Below are 24,712 nucleotides of genomic sequence, written 5' to 3' on the forward strand. Positions count from 1 at the left end.
CAACGGAGCGCATCCGTTGTGGGCGGCGCCCCCGCCGCCGGGCCACGGGCCAAGACGGCATAGAGTGAACTGCTTGATGGCGTCGATGCTCGTATTTGTGATGTCTGTCCGGGCAGTAGCCTGGGCGCCACCGTATGGGCCGAAACGCCCACTCAGCGCACCGTAAGTCGCCCGACAGCCGTGGACGCGGCCGCAACGTAGACGCCGCGGCAGCGGCCAGCACCGAGCCGGCCGCGCGGCGGCCGCAAGCGATGGAGTGGTAGTGGCAGACCGCGCAGGGTCGACAGGAGACGGYCGGACATGGTGACGACGCTGACCACCCGGATCCCGCGGACCTGGGTGATCCCGACTCCCGACGCGGCGCAGCGCGAGGCCGAGGCGGACCGGGCGACTCTCCGCGTCCTGACGATCCTGATGTTCTGCGAGCTTTTCCTGCAGCGGATCTCGATCCCCGTCGGGGGAACCGGCGTCTCCGTGGTGCTGCCGATAGTCCTGTTCGGCGTGCTGCTGCTGGTGGCCCGAGGCGGCCTGCGCGTTCACCTGGTTCGCACCCGGGCCTACCTGATCGCCATGGCGGCCTGCTGCACCGTCGCGTTCTTCGCGTTCGCACGTGGCGAGGACAACGTCTCGTTGAACTCGCTGTTGCTTCTGGTGGTCGTCTACCTGCCGTTCTGCCTGGGACTGTCACGCGCGCACAGCAAGGTACTCCTGCCCCGGCTGCTCGACCGGTTCGTCATCATGACCTCCGTGTTCGCCGGCCTCGCGCTGCTGCAGTTCGGGCTCCAGCTGGCCGGCTGGCAGTACTCGGACATCCTCGCCGACATCGTGCCGTCGCAGTTCCTGGCGCAGGACTTCAACACCTCGTATCCCGTGCAGTACGGCTCCACGCTCTACAAGTCGAACGCCTTCCTCGGGCTGGAGGCGTCGTACACCTCGCAGTTCCTGGCCATKGGCCTCGTCGTCGGAGTGCTGCGCAAGATGCGCTGGTGGCGGTACCCGCTGTACCTGCTGGCCATCCTCACCACCGTGTCGGGTACCGGCGTCCTGCTCCTCGGGGTGGCCGGCGTGCTGCTCGCGGTCCACAAGGGCGTCAGGTTCACCGTCACGGCGCTGGCCATCGTGGGGGTGATCGTCGGGGTGCTGTCCTTCACGCCGGCCGCCGACATCTTCGCCTCCCGGGCCACCGAGACCTCCTCCAGCCAGTCCAGCGGCAGCCTCAGGTTCGTCCAGCCGTACACCCGGACATGGGACGATCTCTCCCAGCATGCGGGCAAGGCTCTGGTGGGCCATGGGCCCGGCTGGTCCGACCGTGACTCGGCCGCCTTCTTCTCCAGGACCGGGCTGCCGCTGAACTACGCGCTCGTGCCCAAGCTGATCCTCGAGTACGGGCTGATCGGCGGCATCGCCTTCCTCATCTTCCTCCTCACCGCGTTCGTCCGTGGCTCGCCGTCGTTCGTCATGTCCGGTGCCCTGATGTTCTTCTACTTCGTGCTGTCGAGCAGCCTGCTCAGCCCGGTCGTCGGCTACCTCGTCCTCCTGCTGCTGAGCTGGTTCTGCGAGGACCTGCATCCGCTGGTGGCCCGCAAACCCGCCTATCGACGAGCCGTGATCCCCACGCAGCGGAGCTTCGCCGAGCAGCACTGACGCGCGTTCCTCCGGCTGGCCCCCGCCCACGCGGCGCGGCCCTTGAGCCCCTTCAGGCCCTGGCCTGAAGGGGCTCACTCGTCTTCGCGGGCAGCCCCCGCGAAAGAGATGTGGGCGGAAGGGACAGCCAGCGAGACTCCGCGGGGCCGCACAGTCCGCGTGGTCCGCAGGCATGCCCCCCCGCGGCCCCGAGCCCCAGGCCCCGGGCCCGGCGGTCAGACGGGCTGAAGCGCATGGCCGATGCCGGGGCGCCGCGGAACGAACGCACGTCCGCGTTTCCGTGGCTCGCGCGTCCTCGAGCCCGGCCTCGGCCGTCGCACCCGAGCCCGTGGCCCGTGGCCAGTGGCCAGCCTCGCTACAGGTGCCGTCACCACATGGCCGTCCCAGGACCCTGACGGGACCCTGACACGAAAGAAAAGCCCGGCTCCAGAGGACGTCTCGTCCTCCGGAGCCGGGCTTGGACCCGGGTCCTGGTTCCTAGTACTTGCTGCCGCCGCCGGGGCGGGCGTAGCGGTCGGTGGCCTCGGGATCGCCACCGCCATCGACGAGATCCCGGTCCATGGCGCCGCCGACGGTCAGGCGACCGCCGCCTCGGGCCTCCGACGCTATCGACGAGGGCCGAAAGCCGCCCCTCTCAGCGTGGATGATGCCGACGATCCGCTCGGCGAGCGCCGGCCAGTCCCGCGGGACCGACGCGAGCTCGTCGGTACGGGTGACCGGCGAGGTGATGACGACGACGGCGTCGGCCTGGAGCGCCGACGCGGCGGTCATCGGCAGGTCCGTCAGCGGCGGCGTCAGCAGCAGCACCAGGTCCACCACCGGGGCGCGGTCGGCGAGGATCGGCGCGAGCCCGCCCGGCCGGGACGCCCGCGACGGCGAGACGCGGTTGTAGAGGACGTGGCCACGGCCGCTGCCGGAGGAACGGGCGAGGCAGGTCGGCTCGTGCGCCCACCGGGGCAGTTCCCCGGAGGTCGCCCGCGGCAGCCGCTCCAGCATGGCGCGGACCTCGGAGCTGGGCGAGGCGTCCAGGACGAGCACGACCCCCTGGTCGTCGGACCAGCTGGCGGCGACGCCGGCGACCGTCTCGGCGGTCAGGTCCCCGGTGGCCGCCGGGGTAAGGGCCACGACCTTGACCGTGGGCGAGAGCACCGCCGCCATCGCGGAGACGATCGTGTCGATGCTCGGCGTGACCCCGGAACCGCCGACGATCAGCGGGGCGCCGAGGGAGTCGGCCGCCGCCCGGCCGTCCAGCACGGTGGGCCGGCGCAGGTAGCGAACCCAGATGACGGCGACGGCGACGAAGAGCCCGATCAGCGCGGCGATCAGGACGCTGGTGAACGGCTTGGGCGCGATCTGGCCCGCCTCCTGCGGGTCCTCGGCGAACCCGACGGGGGACGCCGCGACGGCCTGTGCCACCTTCGCGTCGGTAAGCTTCTTGGCCAACCCGTCCACCGTGGTGCTGAGAATGGTGTAGTTCGGGCTTTGCGAGCTGCTGGCCAAGAGCTGCGTCCGTGCGTCGCTCCATGCCTTCTGGAGCGCGTCGACGGTCGCCTKGTCACCGCCGTTGTACTTCAGCACCTGGGTCTTGTAGACGTCTCTGGTGGTGCTGACCAGTCTGTCGGCCCGGACCTGGCTGTCGGCTAGGGCAGTGATCGTGAAGTAGTAGCCGGAGTCGGCGGGGAGCGCGGAGACGTGCGCGGAGACGTAGCCGGGAGTCTGTTTCAGCAGCGTCGCGACCTCCTTCTCCGCCTGCGTCGACGTGGCCAGCTCCGCCTGCGTCTGCACCACCCGGCTGAGGTCGATGTTGCTGCCCGAGTCGGTCACGTTGGTAGAGAGGAAGATCCGGCCGGTCGACTTGTAGGTCGGTGTGACCGCCATGCTGGAGATCAGGCCCAGCGCCCCCGCGACGACCACGGCGATCACGATGTGGAACCAGCGGCGCCCTAGGACCCGCAGCAGTGACAACGCCGGCGCGTTCCCGCCGTCACCCGTCTGAGAACCAGCTGAGCTCACCGCTCCGCCTCACTTCCACTTGACGCGGTCGAGTTCCGCGATCCCGAGGGAGCCACCGAGAGGCTCCACATTGGCGCGCTCTGGCACCTCACGACGGCAGATACCTCACGGCTGTGGGGTACCTCCACGACGACGAACACCTCACGACGGCAGTTCTCTAGACCTTGAGGCCCGGAATGTGAGCATAGCCCAGCCAGCCGGGGCACAAATCGCCAGGGCGGCAACGCCCCGTCAATCCCCGGGAGTTCGCGCGTGGACGCCGGCCTACTTCAACGTGGCGTGCATCCACTCCTCGACGGACCGCGCCTCCGTCTCCCAGTCGGTGCCCGGAGCGAGCTGCCCCTGCTCCATGTGGGTGGCCAGGTCCGGGTCCGGCGCTACCAGGACGCGCCGGCTGTGCTCGGGCCGCGCCAGCGCGACGGCGTTGAGCGTGCTGCGCACCCCGGTCAGGGCGACCCGGCGGGCGAGCCGCTTCACGGCCGGATGCTCCTGCGGGTCGTCGAGCGGCTCCCCGGCCAGTTCCGACAGTCCGAACGGCCGGTAGCCCTGGTAGGTGAGGCAGGTGGCGTGGTCGAAGGCCCCGCCGACGAACGGCGCCGACCGCAGCAGCCGCTCGTCCGCGACGACCGTGTGCACCCAGGCACCGAAGGTGCTCGTGGAGCTGACGGCCCGGTACCAGCGCGACCGGTCGATCGCGACGGCCTCGTCGTCGCCCTCGGCGCGGTAGAAGGCCGCGATCCTCGGGTGGCGGCGGGTCGAGCCGGGAGCGAACCGCAGCCGGCTGTAGACGGTGAAGTAGTCGGCCTCGGGCAGCTTGCCCGCGGCGGCCACGACGCCGGCGAGGGCGTCGGCGGCATAGAGGTAGTCGTCCTCGGCGAACCAGACGAGATCGTTCGGGTCCCAGCCGCGCTCGCGGGGCAGGCGAAGCACGAACCGATAGGACGAACGGTTGCTGCCACACCTGATCGGCAGCACCTCGCCCGCGCCCGACATCATCCCCAGCCGTTCCGGCGGGATCGGCCCGTCGTTCGCGAAGACCACCTGGGTCGGAATATCGACATTCTCCACCGCGCGCAACAACGAGGCCAACGCGAGAGTCTTGTTGTAAAAACTCGGCCGGTTCTTCGCATTCTCAGAACCGACCGATCGGCAGACGACGTACAGCCGCATGTGGCTCACTCCACGCTCTGGTGCTTCGATGCCGGCGCGCCGCGTCCCGGGCCGGAGCGCTGGTCCCGGTCCCGCTCGCCGCGCCGGTCCCGCCGGTCACTGTGCTCCAGCCGGTCGCTCACCTGATCCGGCTGGTTCCCTCCGGTCCCGGTGGCTCTGGCCCCTCGATCTCCGGGGGCGTTCGTCTCGTCCCACTCACGCTCGGCGTCCCTGGCCGCCCGTCTGAGCAGCCGGAACCAGGCCGGCACCATGACCCAGTTGGCCACGATGAAGCCGATCACCGCCCCGGTCCCGCCGCCGAGGTACACCCCGAGGAGCGGGTAGAGCAGCAGCTGGGGGGCCATTATGACGTTCAGGCGGAAGGTGTCCTTGGCGCGGCCCAGGGCGATGAGCATGCAGCTCACCCCGACCGTGGACGCGGCGCCCGCCTGCTGGATGATCGACAGGCCGAGCAGGTGGTGCGTGTTGGCCCAGGTGTCGCCGAGCAGATGCTCGCCGAGCGGTGTCCCGCCGAATTTGATCTGGCCGAAGACGAGGAAGACGAGGCCCCAGATGATGCCCAGGGTCGCCACGGCCGCCGACAGCAGGTAGGCCGCGCGTAGCCGGGCGGCGGCCGTCATGTCCTTGCGTTGGGCGAACTCGGGAATCGCCCAGCTGACGATGCCGATCGCGAAGATCGTCGTCGGGCCGAGCAGGGTCTGCACGCCGCGCAGCGCGCCGACCAGCTCGATCGTGCCGATCGCGCCGATCACCAGCAGGGTCGCGTTCAGCGCGCCCTGCACGGTGACGAACTCGGCCGCCAGGTAGCCGTTGATGTCCCGGTGCTCGCGGACCCAGTCCAGGGCGCGGCCCGGCGCCGGCCAGAACCCGGCCTGCACCACACCTATCAGGGCGGCCACGGCCGCGGCCGCGCCCCAGGCCAGCAGCATCGGCGAGGCGAGCGCGACATGCCGGGTGAGCAGCACGGCGACGCCGGCGATCTGGACCACACCCCAGACGGCGTCGTTGGCCGCCGCGGCCGCCGGGCGGCCCTGCGCGAAGAACACCTGCCGCCACAGGTCCTGCACGAGCAGGCCCGGGAGCACGACCGCGAGGGTCAGCAGCGCCGAGCCGACCGCGCCGCCCATCAGGGTGCCGACCACCGCGCAGCCAAGGCCGACACCCACCCCGAGCACGAGCGCCGAGCCGGTGGCCTTCGCGGCGGCGGCCGAGAACACCGACGCCGGGGCGCCGGCGTACCTGATGCTCAGCGGCTGGCCACCGGTGGACTTGGAGAAGCCGATCACGACGGCGAACACCGCGAACGCGACCGAGAAGGCGCCGAACTCCGCCGGGACCACCTCCCGCGCCACGACGAACATCAGGATCGAGTTGGTGCCACTGGAGATGAGCTGGTCGAGCAGCGTCCACAGCGCCCGGCCGCGGGTCGAGCCCTTGGGCGCGGTGGCCGCCTCGCCGTCGCGCGCCCAGGTCGCGGGCGCCGCCCTGCGCGGCTCCTCGACACGGTCCAGGTCACGCAGGCCCAGCTCGTCCGCGTCGTCCGCCGGCGGGCGGCGCCGGTACCCGGCCGGGTCGCGGTAGAGGAACTGGGTGCCGTCAGCGTCGCGGCCACCGTCAGTGCCGGGCCGGCCTCGCCCGTAGAGCCGCGCCGTGGCGTCGGACCGCCCGGCCGCGTCCTGCTCCTCCAGCCGGCGGCGCAGCGCCGTGAGGTCGATCGTCTGGGTGAAGCTGTTCATGAAGCTGCTCTGGAAGGGCTGCGGCAGGCCGCGGTCCTCCCGCGAGCGGGCGCGGGGCTGTTCGCCCTCCCGCGCTCTGCTGGCCCCTGGCTGGCGGTGAGGCTCCTGACCGTCCCGCGGGCGACCCGCGGCGGGTCCCGACGGCGGGCGTCCCGCGGCCGGTCCGGCCGGCGAGCCGGGCTCCCCCGGGCGCCCGCCCGGCCCCCGCGCTGGCCTGGGCACGAACGACTCGGCGGGCGGCGGCGCGGAGGTGGGCGCGCCGCGGCGTGGCGGGGCACCGTGATCGCCCCCGGGGCGCGGGACGCGGGTACGCTCCGCCCGCGCGTCGCCGCGGGAGATCACCTCGGTCCGCTCAGTGACGGCCGGTACGTCTGGACGCGCCCGGCCGGTCCGCTCGGTCGCGGCCGGTACGTCGGGACGCGCTCGGCCGGTCCGGTCCGGACGGTCCGGGCGGGCGGGGTGGTCCGGGCGGGCGGGGTGACGAGGAGGAGAAGGCTCGGGCGGGTCGACCTGGGCAGGCCGGCGTGGCTGGCCTGGTCGAGAGGGTCGGTCGGGCCGGCCGGCGCGCGGATCATCGCCGCGGGCGTCGTTCCCGCGGGCAGGCGGCGGCTCCACCGGGCCGGCGGGCGGCGGCGGGCGGTGCCCCGCATGGCGCCTGGGCGCCGCCGCTCCTGGCGGTTCCGCCTCGGGCGTCCGGGGACGGTCCGCGGGAGCGGCCCGCCGGGAGTCGTCCGGCGGGGGGCGCCGGGACCGCTCCCGGTCGTCCTCGATGTCCAGGTCGGTCACGGGAAGGCACCGCGCACGGCGACAACCGGCCGGAGCGCGGGTGCCTTCGCCTTCGCCGACGCCTGGCCACGGGGGTGGAGGCCTTCCCCGGGCCAGCGCCACGGGCCCTCGGCGGGCCGCTCCTCGAGGCCGGCGAACACGGCGGCCCGCCTCGTCGTCCTCATCCGTGGCCTACAGGACGACCGGGCGCGGCACGGGGACGATGAACTTGCCGCCGCGCGCCGCGTACTCGGCCTGCTGCGCCATGATCTCGTTCTTCACGTTCCAGGCGAGCAGGAGCAGGTAGTCGGGCTGCCGCTCCTGGAGCGCCTCGGCCGGCAGGATCGGCAGCCGGGCGCCCGGCATGTACTTGCCCTGCTTGTGCACGTTGCGGTCGACCACGAAGTCGATCAGCTCGGTGTTGATGCCGGTCGAGTTGAGCAGCGTGGCGCCCTTCGCGGCGGCGCCGTAGGCCGCGATCGTCTTGCCCTGCGCCTTCAGGTCCGTCAGCAGCGCGCGCAGCTCACCCTGCAGCTCGCTGACCTCGGCACCGAAGCTGCCGTAGCGCTCGAACGAGTCCAGCCCCGCGGCGCGTTCCGCGGCCAGCACCCGCGCCACCGAGTCGTCCGGCGCCGCGGCGCCCGCCCGCCCCATCCGCCAGCGCAGCGTCCCGCCGTGCAGCTCGGGGAACTCGGTGACGCCGACGAGCTCGAGGCCGTGGCGGCGCATCAGCGCCTCGACCGCGATCGTCGAGAAGTAGCAGAAGTGCTCGTGGTAGACGGTGTCGAACTCGTTGTGCGCGAGCAGTGCGCCCACGCCGGGGTTCTCCACGCTGACGACGCCGTCGTCCTTGAGCAGGAGCGAGAATCCCTCGACGAAGCTGTTCAGGTCCGGCACGTGCGCCATCACGTTGTTCGCGATGATCACATCGGCGCGCAGGCCCTCGTCGACGAGGCGCTGGGCGAGCTCGGCGCCGAAGAACTCCTCGCGCGTCGGCACGCCGATCTCCCGGGCCGCCGCCGCCGGGCCTGGCGTCGGCTCGACGCCGAGCACCGGGATTCCACGCTCGACGAACGCCTTGAGCAGGTAGCCGTCGTTGCTCGCGACCTCGACCACCAGGCTGTCGGGGCCGAGGTTGCGGCTCTCGATCAGGTCGATGACGTGCTTCTCGGCGTGCCGGACGAGCATGTCGGAGAACGACGAGAAGTACGGATAGTCCTCGTCGAAGATCTGGTCGGCCGGCAGCACATGGGTGAGCTGGACAAGCGCGCAGCTCTCACAGAAGCCGACCTCGAGCGGGAAGCTCGGGTCGACGGCGTCCAGCGCGTCCGCGCGGACCAGCCGATTGGCGATCGGCGTCGCGCCCAGCGACAGGAACGGCCTCGGCCGCTCGCCCCCGCACGACCGGCACGACGTCACCTCGGTGGCCAGGCTCATCGGGGGCCTCCGGTCGCGCGACGGAGAGTCATGATCGCACAACCTTCGGCCGTGGCCGCTTCCCCTGCCATGCGTTCCCCTGCCTTGTGGATCCGGCCCGGTGGCCGGGCCGGACATACGGTCTCGCTGCTCGTCGTCGTGCGGCTCGACGCCAGCCGGAGCTGGTGTGTGAGCCTTATGGTCCCCATGCCCGGTGAGCGGGGCGACGCACCTGCCAGATATCCGACCAGACAGATGTGACGATCCCGCTAACTGACGGGCACAGGCAGCCAGCCATGCACATCAGCCACGCGTGTGGTCTGGACCCGCTCGCGCCGTCATGGTATCGCCCGCCTCGCGCTGGCCTGGGAAGGCACATGCCGGGGCACGCGGTCGAATCGCCCGGCGCGAGCCGCGACGAGGCGCCTACGCCCGCCCGACGCCCACTCCCGGCTGGGTGGCGTCACCCGTCAGCAAGGGCCACGCGCGGTCCTTGTCCGAGATCACGGCGACGGGCAGCGGCCAGTCGATGCCGAGCGCGGGATCGTCGTGTCGCAGACCCCGGTCGTGCCCTGGCTGGAACGGCACGTTCATCTGGTACGTGGCCTCGGTGTCGTCCGTCAGGGTCTGGTAACCGTGCGCGAGGCCCGCGTCGATGAACAGCGCGCGCCGGTTGTCCGCCGTCAGCTCAACGGCGACATGGCGCAGCCAGGTCGGCGAGCCCGGCCGGGTGTCGACAATCACATCGAGCAGCGCGCCCCTGGTCACCCGGACCAGCTTCGTCTCGCGCACCGGCTCGCCAGCCCAGTGCATGCCACGGACCGTACCGGCGCGCCGGTTGTAGGCGACGCTGCACTGGGCGACGTCGACCGCGAGCCCGGCGGCGGCGAACTCATCCCGGCAGAACGTCCGGGCGAACAGGCCGCGTTCGTCGGTGAACGCCTCGACGTCGACGACGAACACCCCGTCGATCTCAGTCGGCGTAATGATCATGATTTAGTAGGTCCAGAAGAGGTCGGCGTCGAGCTGCTTGGTGGCGATGAGGTACTGCAGCTGCTTGAGCCGGGTGTGGCCGCGGCCGGTGAACGTCGCCTCGTCGAGGTCGATCCTCGAGAACACGTCATGCAGCTGCTGGGCGCCGCGCAGCGCGTTCCAGTCGCACGAGAAGCCGGGCAGCTGGTCATGGATCTTGTCGAAGTTCACCCGGTAGCTGCGGTTGTCCCCGCCGCTGTCACCGAAGCTGAGCTTGCAGCCGGTGAACACCGTCGCCACGGCGTCGGCGATCTCCCTGACCTGGTAGTTCTGCGAGCTGTCGYCCACGTTGAAGACCGCGTTGTGCACGGCGTCGCGCGGGGCGTCGAGCACGCACCTGATCGCCTTGGCGATGTCCAGGCCGTGGACCAGCGGCCGCCACGGGGTGCCGTCGGAGGTCATCGCGATCTCGCCTGTCGTCCAGGCGASAYCGGAGAGGTTGTTCAGCACGATGTCGAACCGCATCCGCGGCGAGGCGCCGTAGGCGGTGGCGTTGCGTAGGAAGGTCGGCGAGAAGGTGTCGTCCGCCAGCGGGGTGACGTCGCGCTCGACCAGCACCTTGCACTCGGCGTACGGCGTCTGCGGGTTCACCTCGGACTTCTCGGTGACGTCCTCGCCGGTGGCGACGCCGTAGACGCTGCACGAGGACATGTACACGAAGCGCTCGACGCCGGCCTGCTTGGCCAGCGTCGCCAGGCGCACCGAGCCCTGGTGGTTCACCTTGTAGGTGACGTCGGGCGCCAGCGCGCCGAGCGGGTCGTTGGACAGCTCGGCCATGTGCACGACCGCGTCCACCCCGGCGAAGTCGTCGACGGTGAGGCTGCGCAGGTCCTTGTCCAGGGTGAGCGCGGTCCGGTCGGTGCCCCGGTAGAGCCAGCCGTACTTGTAGTAGCCGGTGTCGACACCGATGACGTCGTGGCCGGCGCGAAGCAGCTCGGGCGCCAGCAGGTTGCCGAGGTATCCCTCCGTGCCCGTGACGAGCACCTTCATGCGCGAGTCCTCCCGCTACTCCAGGGCGCCGCGGCTCGTGACCCGCCAGCCGCGCGGCCGGGTGACCACGGCCCTCTGGTCCGCTTTTCCCATCGACCGGATGCCCGGACACGCACCATCGCGGTCGCGCGCCGCTGGCTCAGGGCAGGGCCGATGCTCCGCTCAGAACGGTACCGACCACCGGCCCGGCCATCGCGACCGCCGCCCCGAAACGGGGCACAGGTCGCGAGGCCATCACGCTGCGCGGGCACCGACAGCCGCCCGTGTCCCACGCCGCTCGGCTCAGGAGAACCGGACCACGCGCCACTCGCGGCGGCCGCGGCGGACGAGGATCACCGAGCCGTGCAGCAGGTCGGTCGTGACGACCGTCGCCGCGCTGTCGGTCACCTTGGTGCCGTTGAGGAGGACGGCGCCGTTACCCACGTGCTCGCGAGCGTCTCGCTTGCTGCTCGCGAGACCGACGGCGATCAGCAGGTCGACGACCGGCCAGCCGTCACCCTCGAGCCTGGAAGCCGGCTCGGTGACGCTGGGCACGTCGGCGAACACGTCATCGAGCATCTCCGCGCCGATGGCGCGCACGTCGCCCCGGAACAGCGCCTCCGAGGCCGCCTCGGCCGCCTCCATCGCCGCCTCGCCATGCACCAGCGTCGTCATCTCGCGGGCCAGGTGACGCTGCAGCGCCCGGCGCGCGGGGGTCTCCGCGTGCTGGGCGAACAGCTTCTCCAGCGGCTCCCGCTCGGTGAGCGAGAAGAACAGCGCGAACCGGCGGGCGTCCTCGTCCGAGAGATTGATCACAAACTGGTAGAACGTGTACGGCGACGTGCGGTCGCCGGAGATCCAGACCGCGCCCTGCTCGGACTTGCCGAACTTGGTGCCGTCAGAACGCAGCAGCAGCGGGCAGGTGACGCCGTACACCGGGGTACGCAGCACGCGGCGCACGTAGTCGATGCCGGCCACGATGTTGCCCCACTGGTCGGACGCGCCCATCTGCAGCGTGACCCCGTGGTCCTCGCACAGCCGGCGGAAGTCGTACGCCTGTAGCAGCGCGTAGCTGAACTCGGTGTAGGACAGGCCGACGTTCGGGTCCTCCAGCCGGCGGCGGACCGTGTCCCGCCTGGTCATCTCGCCGACCGGGAAGTGCTTGCCGACGTCCCGCAGGAACTCGACCATGCCGAGCCGGCCGAGCCAGGCCGCGTTGTCGACGAACTGCGGCATCTGCTCCGGCTCGAGGGCGCGCGCGAAGATTTCGCGCATCAGCTCCTGATGAAGCGCCACGTTCGCGGCGACGTCCTCGGCGGACAGCAGTGTGCGTTCGACGGATTTCCCGGACGGGTCACCGATGAGGCCGGTACCGCCGCCGAAGAGCACCACCGGCGCCACGCCGGCCCGCGCGGCCCGGATCAGCAGCGTCATCGGCAACAGGTTGCCGATCGTCAGCGACGGCGCCGTCGGGTCGAAGCCGATGTAGACGCGTCGCGCACCGCTGTCGAGATGTTCCCGCAGCTCAGCGGGATCGGTGCTGTCGTGGATCAGCCCACGCCAGGACAGCTCATCCAGTAGTGATCCTGGGGACGACGGCCGCCGGACGTGCGAAGAAGAAGCATTTTCGCACGCCTTTTGGCCATCCAGCGCGCTCGTCATTCCCCCATGCTACCGAGCCACCACCGGCAAGATCACCGCGTCAGGGCCAGGCCGGCCCGCCGGGCGGGACCGGCGCCCCGCGGCGGCGCGACGCCGTTCTGGCCACGAAGGCGGCGATGCCGGCCGCGATGCCGGCGAGCACCGCGGCGGCGAGGCCGCCCACCCAGGCCAGGACTCCGGGAGCCGTCTCCCCGCCCGCCGCGGCCACGTCCGGAGGAACGCCGGCCGGGGCGCCGGGGGCCGGCGGCGTGGGTTCCGCGGCGCCGGTCCGGCCCTCGCCGGCCGTGCCGGCACCAGCGCCCAGCAGAGCGTCCTCGTCGGTATCCAGGGAACCAGGCTCGGGCGGCGACGGCGTGACCAGCAGCGGGTTGCTGGCGACGGGGAGCGGCACCGCGCGCAGCGCGGCCACCGGGTCGACGACGCCGTACCCGAACCACTCGTCACGCCCCGACGGGCCGTTGTCGTCCGCGGTCCTGACCAGCAGGTCGATCACGCTCGGCGCGTTGAGCTCCGGATGCTCGGCCCTGACCAGCGCGACCACTCCGGCGACGATCGCGGTCGAGTTGCTGGTCCCGTCGGCTGTCTGGGCGCCGGTCGGGGACAGCGCCACCGGGACCGGCGCGCGGATGCTGGGTGCCGGCGCCGCCAGCACCGCCAGCGGGCCGCTCGCGGAGCCGTCCCAGAACTCGCCGCGCGGGTTCGAGCCGGTCACCGCGATGACGCCGGGGATGTTCGCCGGCGAGTTGATCGCGTGGTCGGCCGGGTCGTGGTCGTCGGACTCGACGTTGCCCGCCGCGGCGACCACGACGACGTCGCGCGCGAGGGCGTAGCGCACGGCCGTCCGCTCGCCAGAGTCTGGGGGGCCGGAGGAACCGAGCGAGAGGCTGATCACCTTGGCGCCCCGGTCCGCCGCCAGCCGGATCGACTCGGCCACCTCGTCCGAGTCCGTCTCGCGGCCGGTGGAGATCGGGAGGATCTTCGCGTCGGGTGCCACGCCGGCGAACCCGGTCGGCTGGCCGTCCGGCCCGACGGGGCGGGCGGCGACGATGCCGGCCATTGAGGTGCCGTGACCGTCCGGATCGTCGTCGCGCAGCCCGTCCGGCGCCGCGTCGTCACCGATGCCCGCGCCCGGCAGGAGCTGACCGGCGAGCGCGGGCACGGTCGGGTCGACGCCGCCGTCGATGATGGCCACCACGACGCCGGCACCGGTGGAGATCTGGTGCGCCTCGTCGAGCCGCAGCGCGGCCACGTACCACGGGCCGGCCCCGCGCTGCGAGGCCAGCGCGGCCCCGCCGAGCCCCGGGGCCAGCAGCAGCCCGCCGGCCAGCGCCGCCGCCAGCAGCCCCGGCAGGGCTACCCGCCGGGACCGGCCGCCAAGGGAGGGCCCGTCTGGCGCGGGGGACGCGAGGAGAGATGCGTGAGCCGGGGGCCGGCCTGGAGGCCACGTGGGCGCGGGTGACACGGGCGCGCCCCCTTCGGCTAGCGGCGACGGCGCACCGCGAGCCGCGGACACCTCCTGGATTCCGGCAGTTTTCCACAACGCGGGCACTCAGGAGACGACTGGTCTGGAAGGTGACATCCCGCCCGGCAACGGACCACCGAAGCTTCGCCATCAGAGCTCACGCGAACACTCGGAAGCGACGTCCCCGCCGGATGGGCGGAGCCGATCCGGCACCCAGATCCGGTGCCCGAGGGCCGCGCCGTGACGAGGCGCGACGTGATGTGACGTGACGTGACGTGACGTGACGTGACGAGGCGAGGCGAGGCGCTCCGCGCCCAGGCCTTAGGGCTTCGGCGGGCCGACCAGCAGGCCCTTGATGTACGCCGCGTGCTCCTGCGCGGTCGCGTCGCGGCCGCGGGCACGGGACAGCATGGTCCGGCCGGCGTACCCCGCGACCAGCAGGGAACGCATCGCGTTCACCCGGCCCGGGGCGTTGTGCTTGCGCATGTAGCGGATCATCGACGCGCCACGCATCTGCAGCATCCACGTCTTGGCCGCGCCGGACCCGCCGGCGCCGTGCGGGACCAGGAGGTCGGTGCGCAGCTTCTGGTGCAGCCCGGCCTCCCGGATCGCCCGACCGAGCGCCATGTCCTCGTTGTAGACGTAGAACGTCTCGTCGAAGGCACCCAGGTCGAGGAAGGTCTGCCGGCGCACGGCCATGCAGGCGCCGGTCAGCCAGTCGGGCTCCATCGCCTTGCCGGGGACGGGCTTCGCGAACAGCGCCGACGACGGCGCGAGCTTGTGAGCGCCGAGGACGTGCAGCAGCACCCTGCGTGGGGTGGGCTCCCAGCCGCCGTTGCCGAGCTCCGGCTTGCCGTCGAGCCCCTTCATCGTCGCCGCGCTGGTGACCAGGGTGGGGTCCACGCGCAGGTCACCCACCAGCGCCTCGATGATCTCGACGGTCGGCCGGCTGTCGGGGTTGCCAAGGATGACGTACTCGTAGGTCGACGACCTGATGCCCATGTTGGCGGCCTTGGCGAAGCCCTTGCCACCGCCGGAGTCGAGGTAGCGGCCGTTCGGCCGGTCCGCCACCAGCTCGTGGACCCGGTCGGCGCCCTTGGCGTTGTCGATGATGACGACCGGCATGTCCAGGGGGAGGCCGGCGAGCATCTGCTCGAGCTGCCCACGGCTGTGGAAGCTGACGATGACGACCTCGTACGCCCACCGTGGATCGGCCACGGGCTCAGTCTGCCAGGCCGCCTTGGCGAACCCGTCGACGGCCGGGCCGTGCTCGCCCTTGGCCGCCAGGTCGTCGCTGACCCATGACGGCCGCAGGCCCGGCTCATCGCCCGGCGTCTCCTGGTACCTCGCCGCCGCTGGTCTGGCCCCGGCGGCCCCGGCGGCCTCGGCGCCGTGATCTCCCGCGGTGGTCCACTGGTCGGTCACCGTCACAACTCCCTAGTGCGCCTTCTGGCCGCCTGTCCCGCCACCGGCCTACTGCGCCGGCCCGTAGGTCCGTGCCTGTCCCTGAGACTGCTGAGACTGCGTGGAACCAAAGCCATCCCCGTATTCGTCCTGTTCTATCGCCTTGGGGTCGTAGATCCGGCCGGATCCGAAGCCCGGCGGCAGGAGGATCGGACCCGTCGCCGCCGCCTCGGGGCCGATGACCGGCTCGCCAGCGTCGAGGGCGCCTCGAGCGGCGGGCGCGGCGCCGCCTCCCGGCGCGGGCCGTTCGCCCGGCGTGGTCAGGGCCGGTGTCGCCGCCGGTGCCAGCCGCTCCGGCTTCGGCCAGACTGCCGGCCGGTCGTGCGCCAGGAAGCGGCGCACCCCGCCCAGCGCCACCGCCTGCAGGAAGAACACCTGCGCGGCGAGCCTCGTCGGGCCCGGTGGCGTCCTGCCCACCGCGAGCGCCCCGGCGCTGCCCGCGCCGACGAGGTTGCCAGCGAGGAAAAGCCGCGCGGCCCAGCTGTGCCGCGCCGCTGGCACGCTCATCGCGACCAGCGCGACGTGCGCCATCGGGCCGAACGACGAGCGCACCACCCGGTGCCCCCACAGCTGCGGGGTGACCAGCAGCGCGCCCGGCGTCATGGCCGCGCGCCGCCGCCACATCATGTCGAGGTTGCCGGCGACGATCCGCGTCCGCCGCTCCCATTCCTCGGCGTACGTCGGGCTCGACGTCTCGATCGAGTAGGCCTCGGGCTCGTAGATCACCCGCAGGCCGCTCTCGAGGACATCCAGGGCGAGCCAGGCGTCGTCGACCGCGGTGTCCCCTGGCAGCTGACGGAACGCCTCCCGGCGGAACGCCAGGAACTCGCCGACGACCCCGATCGTCGCGCCCGTCGCCGACTCACAGCGCTTGAGCCAGGACTCGAACTTCCAGTAGAAGCCCTGCGCTCCCTGCGGGTCGTCGACCTGCTTCTCGCCGGCGACGGCGCCCACGGTCGGGTCGCCGAAGTGCCGCATGCCGGCGCGCATCGCCCCGGGCGCGAGCGACGCGTTGGCGTCGGTGAGCAGCACGATGTCGTTGGTGGCCGCCGAGACGCCGCGGTTGACGGCGCGCGCCTTGCCCAGCCGCTCGCCGGAGGAGAGGACCCGCACCCCGGCGCGGCGCGCGGCGGTCGCGGTGTCCTCGTCGTCGGCGACTACGATGATCTCCATCGGGCCGGGGTAGTCGGCGGCCAGCAGCTCGTCGAGCTTGGTGCCGATGACCGCGGCCTCTCGGTAGGCCGCGACGACGACACTCACCGATGGCCATTCGTCCGGATCCGTCGGCGTCACCGGGGTAAGGCCCCGGCTTTTCAGCCCGATATAGACCGGATACAGAACGTGACCATAGAGGGTGGTCACCCCGAGAAGGGCGACGGTGGCGCCACGGCCGAGGGCCCGCACTCCTGCCATGACAAGTAACCGTAGCTGCCTTGGGTTACCAGGGATCGATGGGGGCGTCGCGCGTCGCGCCGCATACGGACAGATGTGTTTCGTGACACTCACGCCGGTCACCACGGCCCGACAACCGCCTGCGCGACCCTCGGCAAACGGCGAGATCATGACACTTCACCCAGCTCGCCCGCGCCCCACCTACAAGCGGCCATCTAGAACACTCCCAAAAGACAACAGACCGAGGAGGATGGGGCTGGCGGGTACCACCGGCCCGCGGGCTACAGTGAGCGCCGTGAGCGACGCCGAACGCTGGATCGTGGTCGTCGAGGAGCCGTTCCTGCCAGCCGACGCGGGTGGCCGGGTCGAGACCTTCGGCTTTCTGACCGCGGCCTCGAACGCGGGTATCCGCATGCAGCTGCTGGTTCCGACCCGAGACGAGCTCGACGTCGAGGCCTACGAGGCCGCCGTCCCCGGTGCCGCCGTCATCCGGCTGCCGCGGGACCCCAGCCCGTTGGCGCACCTGCGGGCGCAGCCGTACATGTACGCCTCCCGGCCGGTCGGGCCGCTGCGCAAGGCACTCCAGGCCACTCCGCCCCGAGCGGAAGCTGTGATCAGCTACAGCTACCGAGGGTCGCATCTCGGCGAGGAGATCGCCCGGATCTGGCGCCTCCCGCACCTCGTGCGGGCGCACAACATCGAGTCGGAGTTCTTCAAGGCCTTGGCGCGCAGCTCGTCCGGCCCACGCGCCGCCGCCTATGAGATGGAGTACCGCAAGCTCCAGCTGGCCGAGCGGACGCTGTACCACTCGCCACTGGTGACGGCGATCGGCGACATCTCGATCGAGGACCACCTGTGGCGCAGCGAGCGGGCCAGCGTGGCGACATTCCACCTGCCGCCGTTCATGCCGCTCGACGTGCTGACCCCGGGTGGCGTGTCCRCCGCCGCCGAAGCGGACGCGCCCCGACGGGCGCCCGCGACGCTGGTGTTCGTCGGCTCGCTCGACACGCCACCGAACATCGAGGCGTTGCACTGGTTCGTCGACAACTGCTGGGCCGCCATTCGGGCGCGCTACCCGGAGGCGGTGTTCCAGGTGGTGGGCCGCCGGCCGGAGCCTGGGCTCGCGGACTGGCTGGGCGGGATCGCCGGCGTCGAGCTCTATACCGACGTTCCGAGCACCGATGAGTACGTCTCGGGAGCGACGGTGTCCGTGAACCCGATGCGGTCCGGTTCCGGGGTGAACATCAAGGCCGTCGCGGCGATGRCTCTCGGCACGCCGGTGGTGAGCACCCGGACGSGCAGCCGGGGACTGAGCTGGGAGGCCGGCACCCATCTGTCCGTCGCCGACGAGCCGGCGTCGTTCGTCGACGCGGTCTGTCTCCTGCTGGCCGACCCTGAACGGGCGCGGCTGCTCGGCCGGTCCGGCCGCGCGTACGTGCTGCGCAACCTGGGCCACGAGGCCCTGCTGCGGCGCATGCGCGACCAACTGCCGGCCCATGCCGGGGCTTCGACGCCAAAGAGCTGAGCCCAGGGGTCCAAACCAGCACAGGGTCCAAGCCAGCCCAGGGGGGCCTAAGCCAGGGGGTGGAAGCGGTTCTGGGCGGGCTCCAGGCCCTCGCCCACCAGCGCCTCGACCGCGTCGGCGGCCCGGTCCACCAGGAACGGCACTTCCTTGCGCTCGGGCACGGCGAAGTCGCGCAGGACGAAGTCGGCCGGGTCCATCCGCCCCGGCGGGCGGCCGATGCCGAAGCGGACCCGCAGGTAGTCACGGGTCCCCAGCGACGAGGTGATGGACTTCAGCCCGTTGTGCCCGTTGTCACCGCCGCCGCGCTTGAGCCGCACCGCGCCGAACGGGATGTCGAGCTCGTCATGTACCACGATCAGCCGCGCCGGGTCGACCTTGAAGAACGCGCGCAACGCGGCGACCGGCGGCCCGGAGACGTTCATGTACGACCGGGTTCGCGCCAGCACGACGGCCTCGCCGCCGAGCCGGATCTGATCGGCGTCCGCGCGGGCCTTGTGGGAGCGCAGCCGGGCGCCGTGCCGCTCGGCGAGCATGTCGACGACCAGGTAGCCGGCGTTGTGCCGGGTGCTGGCGTACTCCGCGCCCGGATTGCCCAGCCCGACGACCAGCCAGGCCCCGCCGTCCTCGCCCGCCATCCCTTTTGCCCGCCGCTATCCGCCGTCGGGGCGCAGAGCGCACCCACGAACTTAGTACCAAGTAATACCGACTTGGACCAGGTAAGCCCGGGGCTGGGCGGCGTCAGCCGCCCAGCCCCGGGCGAGCCTAGGAAGCGGCGATGACCGTCGAGGGAGCCTCGACCGACTCGCCCTCCGCGGACTCGCCGAGCTCCGCGTCGTGCTGGGCCGCGGTCGGCTTGAGCAGCACCTGCACGACGACCATCTCGGCGTCGATCTCCAGGGTCACACCGTCTGGCAGGTCGAGCTGACCGGCGGAGATGCTCGAACCGGGCTCGAGGCCGGCGACGCTGACCTCCAGCGAGTCCGGGATCGAGGTCGCCGGCGCGCTCACCGACACGGTGTTGTTCTGGACGTCGATGATCGCGTCCGGGTGGGGGTCACCGACGACCAGGACCGGTACGTCGACCGTGACCTTCTCGCCGCGGCGGACGAGAACCAGGTCGACGTGCTCGAAGGTTCCCCTGATGGGGTGACGCTGGATGTCCTTCGGGAGCGCGAGCTCCGTGGCATCACCCAGGTCGAGAGTGAGCAGGACGTTGGTGCCCGCGTCGGTCTTGAACGCGTGCAGCAGCTCCCGGTGGGACAGCGCGACGTGGCGCGGCGGTTGGCCGTGACCGTACAGGACGGCCGGAACCTTGCCGGCCCGACGGGTGYGACGAGCGCCGCCCTTCCCGAATTCGGTGCGCGGCTCCGCGACGATGCGGACCTCGGACATGGCGGTGCTCTTCCTCTCACGACTGGCTCAGCTGCTGGCGGGGCCTGGACGACGACAGGATCTCGTGCCATGGGCAGAGCGTCTGTATGTCTGAGTCTGTTGTCTGGAAGCAGAKCCAGACTCAGACGCCGCCGTCGTCATCAGGATCGCGGCTCTTCACAGTACCCGACGCGTGTCTACCTCCCGTCTGTCCCCTCCCCACAACACCGTCGGCGATGCCGAGAGATTTCACCCGGCCCGGCGCGCCGCCCCGGCGCGGTCAGCGCCGGATAGGTTCTGCGGGGAAGGCAGGCCTCTCGGAAGGAGCCCCCGCTGTCCACCGAGCTGTCCCCCGGACCCACCGGACTCGCGCGAGCCGGTGCCGCTGTGACCGTCCGCGCGCCGGCCAAGGTCAACCTGCATCTCGGGGTCGGGCCGCGCCGCGCCGACGGGTACCACGAGGTCATCACCGCCCTGCAGGCCGTCTCGCTGTACGACGAGCTGACGGTGTCCACGCCGCCCGGCGCCCCGGGTGAGGCCCGCGGCCCTGAAGAGGCCTCGGCCGCGGCCGAGGGCACGCCGGCCGTCGCCGCGACCGTCGAGATCGCCGGCGAGGGAACCGCCGCGCCGGGCGGCGCCGGCGCGGCCGACGACGTGTCGGTGGTGCCCACCGACGCCGACAACCTGGCGGTCCGTGCGGCGCTGCTCGTCGCCGAGGCCGCCGGCATCCGCGGCGCACGGATCCATCTGGCGCTGGCGAAGGGCATCCCGGTCGCGGCGGGGATGGCCGGCGGCAGCGCGGACGCCGCCGCCGCGCTGGTCGCCTGCGACGCGCTGTGGGGAGCCGGACTGTCCGCCGGGACGCTGGCGCGGCTCGCCGCCCGCCTCGGCAGCGACGTCCCGTTCCCGCTGACCGGCGGCACGGCGCTCGGCCTCGGCCGCGGCGAGCGGCTTTCCCCGGTCGCGAGCGCCGGCGAGTACCACTGGGTCTTCGCGCTCGCCGACGGCGGCCTGTCGACACCCGCCGTCTACCGCGAGTTCGACCGGATCGACGACGGCCGCACGGAACCGACGCCGGCCGACGCGGTGCTCGCCGCGCTGACCACCGCGGACCCGGCCCAGCTTGGGGCGGCGCTGGTCAACGACCTGCAGGCGCCCGCGATCCGGCTACGCCCGGCGCTCGGCGACGTGCTGGCCGCTGGCCGCGGGCACGGCGCGCTCGGCGCGCTGGTCTCCGGTTCGGGGCCGACCTGCGCCTTCCTCGCCCGCGACGCCGAGCACGGCGCGCTGCTCGCCGCCGGGCTCGAGGCGAGCGGTCTCGCGCGCGCCGTGCGCCGGGCGACCGCCCCGGCCGCCGGCGCGACGATCGTCACTGCGCCGCCGCCGAGCGCCATCCCGCCCCCGGCCGCCCGTTCCTAGCCGGCGGGTGGGGGCGGCGTTGTCCGCTCGGAGAGCTCAAGCCAGCGCTCCTCCAGGGCGGCGATCTCCGCCTCCATCTCGCCGACCTTCCTGGTGATGCGCAGGACGCCGTCGTAGTCCGACGGATCGTGGCCGGCGAGGTCCGCGTGCGCGGCGGCGACCTGACCGGCGAGGCGGTCCAGGCGCCGCTCGGCCGCCGTGAGCTCCTTCTGCGCGGCGCGCAGCTCGGCGCCGGACAGCCCCACCGGCGCGGCCGGGGCGGCCTTCCCTGCGGCCGAGATCGCGGCCGCCGCCGACGCCGCGGGCTGTGCCGGGATCCCACCGCTCTCCCGTAGCCGCAGGTACTCGTCCACGCCGCCGGGCAGGTGCCGCAGCCGGCCGCCGAGAATCGCGTACTGCTGGTCGGTCACCCGCTCCAGGAAATACYGGTCGTGCGAGACGGCGATGAGCGTGCCCGGCCACGAGTCCAGGACGTCCTCCATCGCCGCGAGCATGTCGACGTCCAGGTCGTTCGTGGGCTCGTCGAGCAGGAGGACGTTCGGCTCAGCCAGCAGCACCAGCAGCAGGTGCAGCCGCCGTCGCTGGCCGCCGGACAGGTCCGCGACCCGGGCCGACAGGTGCTCGCGGGCGAACCCGAGGCGCTCCAGCAGCTGCGCCGGGGTCAGTTCCCTGCCATCGATGACGAACGTCGTCCTGGTGCGCGCGAGCACCTCGCGCACCCGGTCACCGGCGATCTCGCGGAGCTGCCCGAACTCCTGGTCGAGCACGCCGACCCGGACGGTCTTGCCGGTCTTCACCACCCCGGAGCCGGGCGTGATGGTCCCGGCGATCAGGCCGAGCAGGGTCGACTTGCCCGATCCGTTCGCCCCGAGGATGCCGGTGCGTTCGCCGGGACCTATGCGCCATTCCACGTCGCGCAGCACGGGACGCCCGTCGAAGGAGACCGACGCGTCCAGCAGGTCGATGACGTCCCTGCCCAGCCGTGCCGTCGCCAGGCGGGAGAGCTCCACCCGGTCGCGCGGCGGCGGGACGTCGGCGATGAGCGTGTTCGCGGCCTCGATGCGGAACTTCGGCTTGGACGTGCGCGCGGGGGCGCCGCGGCGCAGCCAGGCCAGTTCCTTGCGCATCAGGTTCTGCCGTTTGGCCTCGCTGGCCGCGGCCTGCCGGTCCCGCTCGACGCGCTGAAGCACGTAGGCGGCATAGCCGCCCTCGAACGGCTCGACGGTCTGGTCGTGCACCTCCCACGTCATGGTGCAGATCTCGTCCAGGAACCAGCGATCGTGCGTGACCACCAGCAGACCGCCGGTGTTGCGGGCCCAGCGTCGCCTGAGATGGTCGGCGAGCCAGGTGATGCCCTCCACGTCAAGATGGTTGGTCGGCTCGTCCAGGACGATGACGTCCCATTCGCCCACCAGCAGCACGGCCAGCGCGACACGGCGTCGCTGCCCGCCGGAGAGCTCGCCCACCTTGGCTTCCCAGGGGATGTCCGCGATCAGCCCCGCCATGACGTCGCGCACGCCCGCGTCGCCCGCCCACTCGTGCTCCGGCCGGTCACCGACGACCGTCTGGCCGACGGAACACGCGTGGTCGAGCGTGTCGGCCTGGTCGAGCACGCCCACCCGCACGCCGCCGCGGCGGGTCACCCGTCCCAAGTCCGGAGACACCTGGCCCGAGAGCATCCCCAGCAGGCTGGACTTGCCATCGCCGTTGCGCCCCACGACCCCGATCCGGTCGCCCTCGTTCACGCCGAGCGTCACCGAGTCGAAGACGACCCGCGTCGGATACTCCAGGTGTAGGGCTTCCGCTCCGAGAAGATGGGCCACCTTCTCAGCCTATGGTCGAGCCGGTCCGGTGCGGTGAGCGCCCGAACCAGCCCGATGCGCGGAACCGGTCAGTTGGAGGGGGCCGTCGCCGGCGAGGTCGCGGCGATCTTCGTGAGGCGTTCCGAGGTTGGCCAGCGGACGTCGCGGACCAGGCGGGTCAGCTMCATCGCCTTGATGATGTAGAAGCTGGAGTCGATCTGCCAGACCTTCACCCCGTGCCGGGCCGACGTCGGCTCGGCGTGGTGCAGGTTGTGCCACGACTCGCCCATCGACACCAGGCACATCCACCAGACGTTGCCGGACCGGTCGCGCGACTTGTACGGGTGCCGGCCGGCGACGTGGCAGATGCTGTTCACCGACCAGGTGGTGTGGTGCAGCAGCGCGACCCGGACCAGGCCGCCCCAGAAGAACGCCCGCAGGGCCGCCTCGAACGAGCCACCCCACAGGCCGCCGACGAGGGTGGGCAGCGCCAGGCTCAGAAACGCGCAGATCGCGAACGTCCGGCTCACGAGGACGATGTCCCGGTCGTCGAGCAGGTCGGGGGCGTAACGGCGCTGGTCGGTCTGCTCGACGTCGAAGAGCCAGCCGATGTGCGCGTGCCACAGTCCCCTGGTCAGCGCGCGCGGGCCGGGGCCGTAACGCCACGGCGAGTGCGGGTCGCCCTCCTGGTCGCTGTGGGCGTGGTGGCGGCGGTGGTCGGCGACCCAGCGGATGACCGGGCCCTCGATGGCCATGTTGCCGCACACGGCGAGCGCGATACGGACGGGCCGGGAGGTCTTGAATCCGCGGTGGGTGAAATACCGGTGGAAGCCCACCGTGACGCCATGCCCACTGATGGCGTACATCACCGCGCCGATGACCACGTCGTGCCAGGTGATCCATCGGTCCCAGAGCAACGGGACGGCCGCGACCAGCGCCACGAGCGGCACGATGATGATCGTCGCGAGCACCACCTGCTCGGTGCGGGCCTTCGCCATCCACCGCGGAGCACTGGTGTGCTCGCTGCGAGTGGCGCCCGCGTCCTCCCGATCCGGTGGGCTGGAGTCAGTCGGCGGCACCGTCTCGGTCGTCGCGGTCATCGCGGCATCCTGTCTGTCGCGGGAGGTCCACACACCTGGTCCTCTTGGCCTCACGGTAACGGTCGCCCGGGTGCGTCGCCCCCCGCGACGGCAACCGTGACGCAAACTCTTTCGGTCCTCCTGTGGCCTCTTACTACCCGTCCGCCAGACGGTTACCGCTCGCCGAAAGTTTCGTCCGCATCGTGACGTTCTGTGCCCGATCCATGCACCCGACCGGGGCCTGCCGGTCCAGAAACCGGAGCGCTCGTCAACACCTACCCGCAGGTAGCCCAGACAACCAAGCCCCCACGTCACCGTTTAAAGACGCGGAGCGCTCAGCACCTCGCTCCAGAGCCCCAAGCCACCCCACCCGAAGCACCGACAACCAGACCCGAGAAGGCAGACAAGCACAAGCCCTCGCCCAAACACGGCCCCGTCGCAACGGAGGTCCAGAGACGAAGCCTCCGGACCAGACGCTCGACTCCGAGGCAACATCACGACCGCCGCCAAAGTCAACCAAAGGCCGGCAACCCCCACCGCCCAAAAAAACCAGACCCAACCACAACGGGGGCAAGGGGGCGAAGCCCCCATACCACGGATCCAGGCTCCGCCAACGGCAAAGGCCGCCAGGCCCGCAAACAGAAACACCAACCACGGATCAGCATCAGCCACGACGGGGCCCAGGGGGCGAACCCTCCCTGGCGTGGGGTCCGGGGCTCGGCCCCGGGGCAACATCACGTGGGAGCCCGGGAGCAAGCCGCAGGCTTGCGAACAGGAGTCACCCGATCGCG

General features: G+C 71.9%; 18 protein-coding genes. 3 read left to right on the forward strand and 15 right to left on the reverse strand.

Translation table 11 applies throughout. The features are described from left to right. Positions 1–300 precede the first annotated feature (300 nt). Positions 301–1,644, forward strand: coding sequence for a hypothetical protein (locus tag BL253_RS01285; protein ID WP_076812643.1), 1,344 nt, complete (start codon positions 301–303; stop codon positions 1,642–1,644). A gap of 477 nt (positions 1,645–2,121) precedes the next feature. Here the strand turns inward: BL253_RS01285 and BL253_RS01290 are convergent, their stop codons facing one another. The 11 genes from BL253_RS01290 to BL253_RS01340 all read right to left on the reverse strand — a co-directional run bounded on the left by BL253_RS01290 (position 2,122) and on the right by BL253_RS01340 (position 16,746). Continuing rightward, positions 2,122–3,657 (reverse strand): Wzz/FepE/Etk N-terminal domain-containing protein, encoded by a 1,536-nt coding sequence (locus BL253_RS01290; RefSeq protein ID WP_076812645.1) that lies wholly within the window; start codon positions 3,655–3,657, stop codon positions 2,122–2,124. Between the two features lie 264 nt (positions 3,658–3,921). Then, a complete protein-coding gene (locus BL253_RS01295; RefSeq protein ID WP_076812647.1) occupies positions 3,922–4,827 on the reverse strand; it encodes a hypothetical protein in 906 nt (301 codons plus the stop codon). Between the two features lie 5 nt (positions 4,828–4,832). Next, the gene (locus BL253_RS01300) at positions 4,833–6,563 is read right to left on the reverse strand and encodes an MATE family efflux transporter (protein WP_076812650.1); all 1,731 of its coding nucleotides are present in this window, start codon (positions 6,561–6,563) and stop codon (positions 4,833–4,835) included. Between the two features lie 782 nt (positions 6,564–7,345). Next, positions 7,346–7,513 carry a hypothetical protein gene (locus BL253_RS42140; protein WP_158230319.1) on the reverse strand — a complete coding sequence of 56 codons (168 nt, stop codon included), beginning with the start codon at positions 7,511–7,513 and terminating at the stop codon, positions 7,346–7,348. 7 nt (positions 7,514–7,520) lie between these two features. Continuing rightward, the gene (locus BL253_RS01310) at positions 7,521–8,765 is read right to left on the reverse strand and encodes a class I SAM-dependent methyltransferase (protein ID WP_076812656.1); all 1,245 of its coding nucleotides are present in this window, start codon (positions 8,763–8,765) and stop codon (positions 7,521–7,523) included. A gap of 405 nt (positions 8,766–9,170) precedes the next feature. Further along, positions 9,171–9,737, reverse strand: coding sequence for a dTDP-4-dehydrorhamnose 3,5-epimerase family protein (locus BL253_RS01315; RefSeq protein ID WP_076812659.1), 567 nt, complete (start codon positions 9,735–9,737; stop codon positions 9,171–9,173). A 3-nt stretch (positions 9,738–9,740) separates the two neighbouring features. Continuing rightward, entirely contained in the window at positions 9,741–10,766 is a 1,026-nt protein-coding gene (locus tag BL253_RS01320; RefSeq protein ID WP_076812661.1) for an NAD-dependent epimerase/dehydratase family protein, read from the reverse strand. A gap of 282 nt (positions 10,767–11,048) precedes the next feature. Further along, positions 11,049–12,407 (reverse strand): tyrosine--tRNA ligase, encoded by a 1,359-nt coding sequence (gene tyrS / locus BL253_RS01325; protein WP_241834406.1) that lies wholly within the window; start codon positions 12,405–12,407, stop codon positions 11,049–11,051. 40 nt (positions 12,408–12,447) lie between these two features. Continuing rightward, the gene (locus tag BL253_RS01330) at positions 12,448–13,869 is read right to left on the reverse strand and encodes a S8 family serine peptidase (protein ID WP_081437890.1); all 1,422 of its coding nucleotides are present in this window, start codon (positions 13,867–13,869) and stop codon (positions 12,448–12,450) included. Between the two features lie 321 nt (positions 13,870–14,190). Beyond that, positions 14,191–15,087 (reverse strand): glycosyltransferase family 2 protein, encoded by an 897-nt coding sequence (locus BL253_RS01335; RefSeq protein ID WP_076812760.1) that lies wholly within the window; start codon positions 15,085–15,087, stop codon positions 14,191–14,193. Between the two features lie 255 nt (positions 15,088–15,342). After that, the gene (locus BL253_RS01340; protein WP_076812664.1) at positions 15,343–16,746 is read right to left on the reverse strand and encodes a glycosyltransferase family 2 protein; all 1,404 of its coding nucleotides are present in this window, start codon (positions 16,744–16,746) and stop codon (positions 15,343–15,345) included. 274 nt (positions 16,747–17,020) lie between these two features. On the opposite strand from BL253_RS01340, the gene BL253_RS01345 reads away from it, so the two are divergent. Continuing rightward, positions 17,021–18,250: a glycosyltransferase family 4 protein gene (locus tag BL253_RS01345; protein ID WP_076812763.1), complete on the forward strand. Its 1,230-nt coding sequence runs from the start codon at positions 17,021–17,023 to the stop codon at positions 18,248–18,250. A 47-nt stretch (positions 18,251–18,297) separates the two neighbouring features. Here BL253_RS01345 and pth read toward each other — a convergent pair whose 3' ends face one another. Continuing rightward, entirely contained in the window at positions 18,298–18,885 is a 588-nt protein-coding gene (gene pth / locus BL253_RS01350; protein WP_076812667.1) for an aminoacyl-tRNA hydrolase, read from the reverse strand. 127 nt (positions 18,886–19,012) lie between these two features. After that, on the reverse strand, positions 19,013–19,642 hold the full coding sequence (locus BL253_RS01355; RefSeq protein ID WP_076812669.1) for a 50S ribosomal protein L25/general stress protein Ctc: 630 nt from the start codon (positions 19,640–19,642) through the stop codon (positions 19,013–19,015). A gap of 366 nt (positions 19,643–20,008) precedes the next feature. Here BL253_RS01355 and BL253_RS01360 point away from each other — a divergent pair, with 366 nt between their 5' ends. Next, positions 20,009–21,040, forward strand: coding sequence for a 4-(cytidine 5'-diphospho)-2-C-methyl-D-erythritol kinase (locus tag BL253_RS01360; RefSeq protein ID WP_076812670.1), 1,032 nt, complete (start codon positions 20,009–20,011; stop codon positions 21,038–21,040). Here the strand turns inward: BL253_RS01360 and BL253_RS01365 are convergent. Together BL253_RS01365 and BL253_RS01370 are read right to left on the reverse strand one after the other, a co-directional pair. Continuing rightward, positions 21,037–22,863 carry an ABC-F family ATP-binding cassette domain-containing protein gene (locus tag BL253_RS01365; RefSeq protein ID WP_076812673.1) on the reverse strand — a complete coding sequence of 609 codons (1,827 nt, stop codon included), beginning with the start codon at positions 22,861–22,863 and terminating at the stop codon, positions 21,037–21,039. The two genes, BL253_RS01360 and BL253_RS01365, sit on opposite strands and share 4 nt — an antisense overlap. Before the next feature lie 68 nt (positions 22,864–22,931). After that, entirely contained in the window at positions 22,932–23,942 is a 1,011-nt protein-coding gene (locus BL253_RS01370) for an acyl-CoA desaturase (protein WP_076812676.1), read from the reverse strand. Positions 23,943–24,712: the final 770 nt, after the last annotated feature.

The sequence above is a fragment of the Pseudofrankia asymbiotica genome, from assembly GCF_001983105.1.
GTDB lineage: Bacteria > Actinomycetota > Actinomycetes > Frankiales > Frankiaceae > Pseudofrankia > Pseudofrankia asymbiotica.

What these genes read in the sequence shown, in the direction of transcription:
- BL253_RS01315 (WP_076812659.1), bottom strand. Translation starts at nt 9,737, where the DNA reads ATGATCATTACGCCGACTGAGATCGACGGGGTGTTCGTCGTCGACGTC.
- BL253_RS01300 (WP_076812650.1), bottom strand. Translation starts at nt 6,563, where the DNA reads ATGAACAGCTTCACCCAGACGATCGACCTCACGGCGCTGCGCCGCCGG.
- BL253_RS01340 (WP_076812664.1), bottom strand. Translation starts at nt 16,746, where the DNA reads ATGGCAGGAGTGCGGGCCCTCGGCCGTGGCGCCACCGTCGCCCTTCTC.
- BL253_RS01295 (WP_076812647.1), bottom strand. Translation starts at nt 4,827, where the DNA reads ATGCGGCTGTACGTCGTCTGCCGATCGGTCGGTTCTGAGAATGCGAAG.
- BL253_RS01310 (WP_076812656.1), bottom strand. Translation starts at nt 8,765, where the DNA reads ATGAGCCTGGCCACCGAGGTGACGTCGTGCCGGTCGTGCGGGGGCGAG.
- tyrS (WP_241834406.1), bottom strand. Translation starts at nt 12,407, where the DNA reads ATGACGAGCGCGCTGGATGGCCAAAAGGCGTGCGAAAATGCTTCTTCT.
- BL253_RS42140 (WP_158230319.1), bottom strand. Translation starts at nt 7,513, where the DNA reads ATGAGGACGACGAGGCGGGCCGCCGTGTTCGCCGGCCTCGAGGAGCGG.
- pth (WP_076812667.1), bottom strand. Translation starts at nt 18,885, where the DNA reads ATGGCGGGCGAGGACGGCGGGGCCTGGCTGGTCGTCGGGCTGGGCAAT.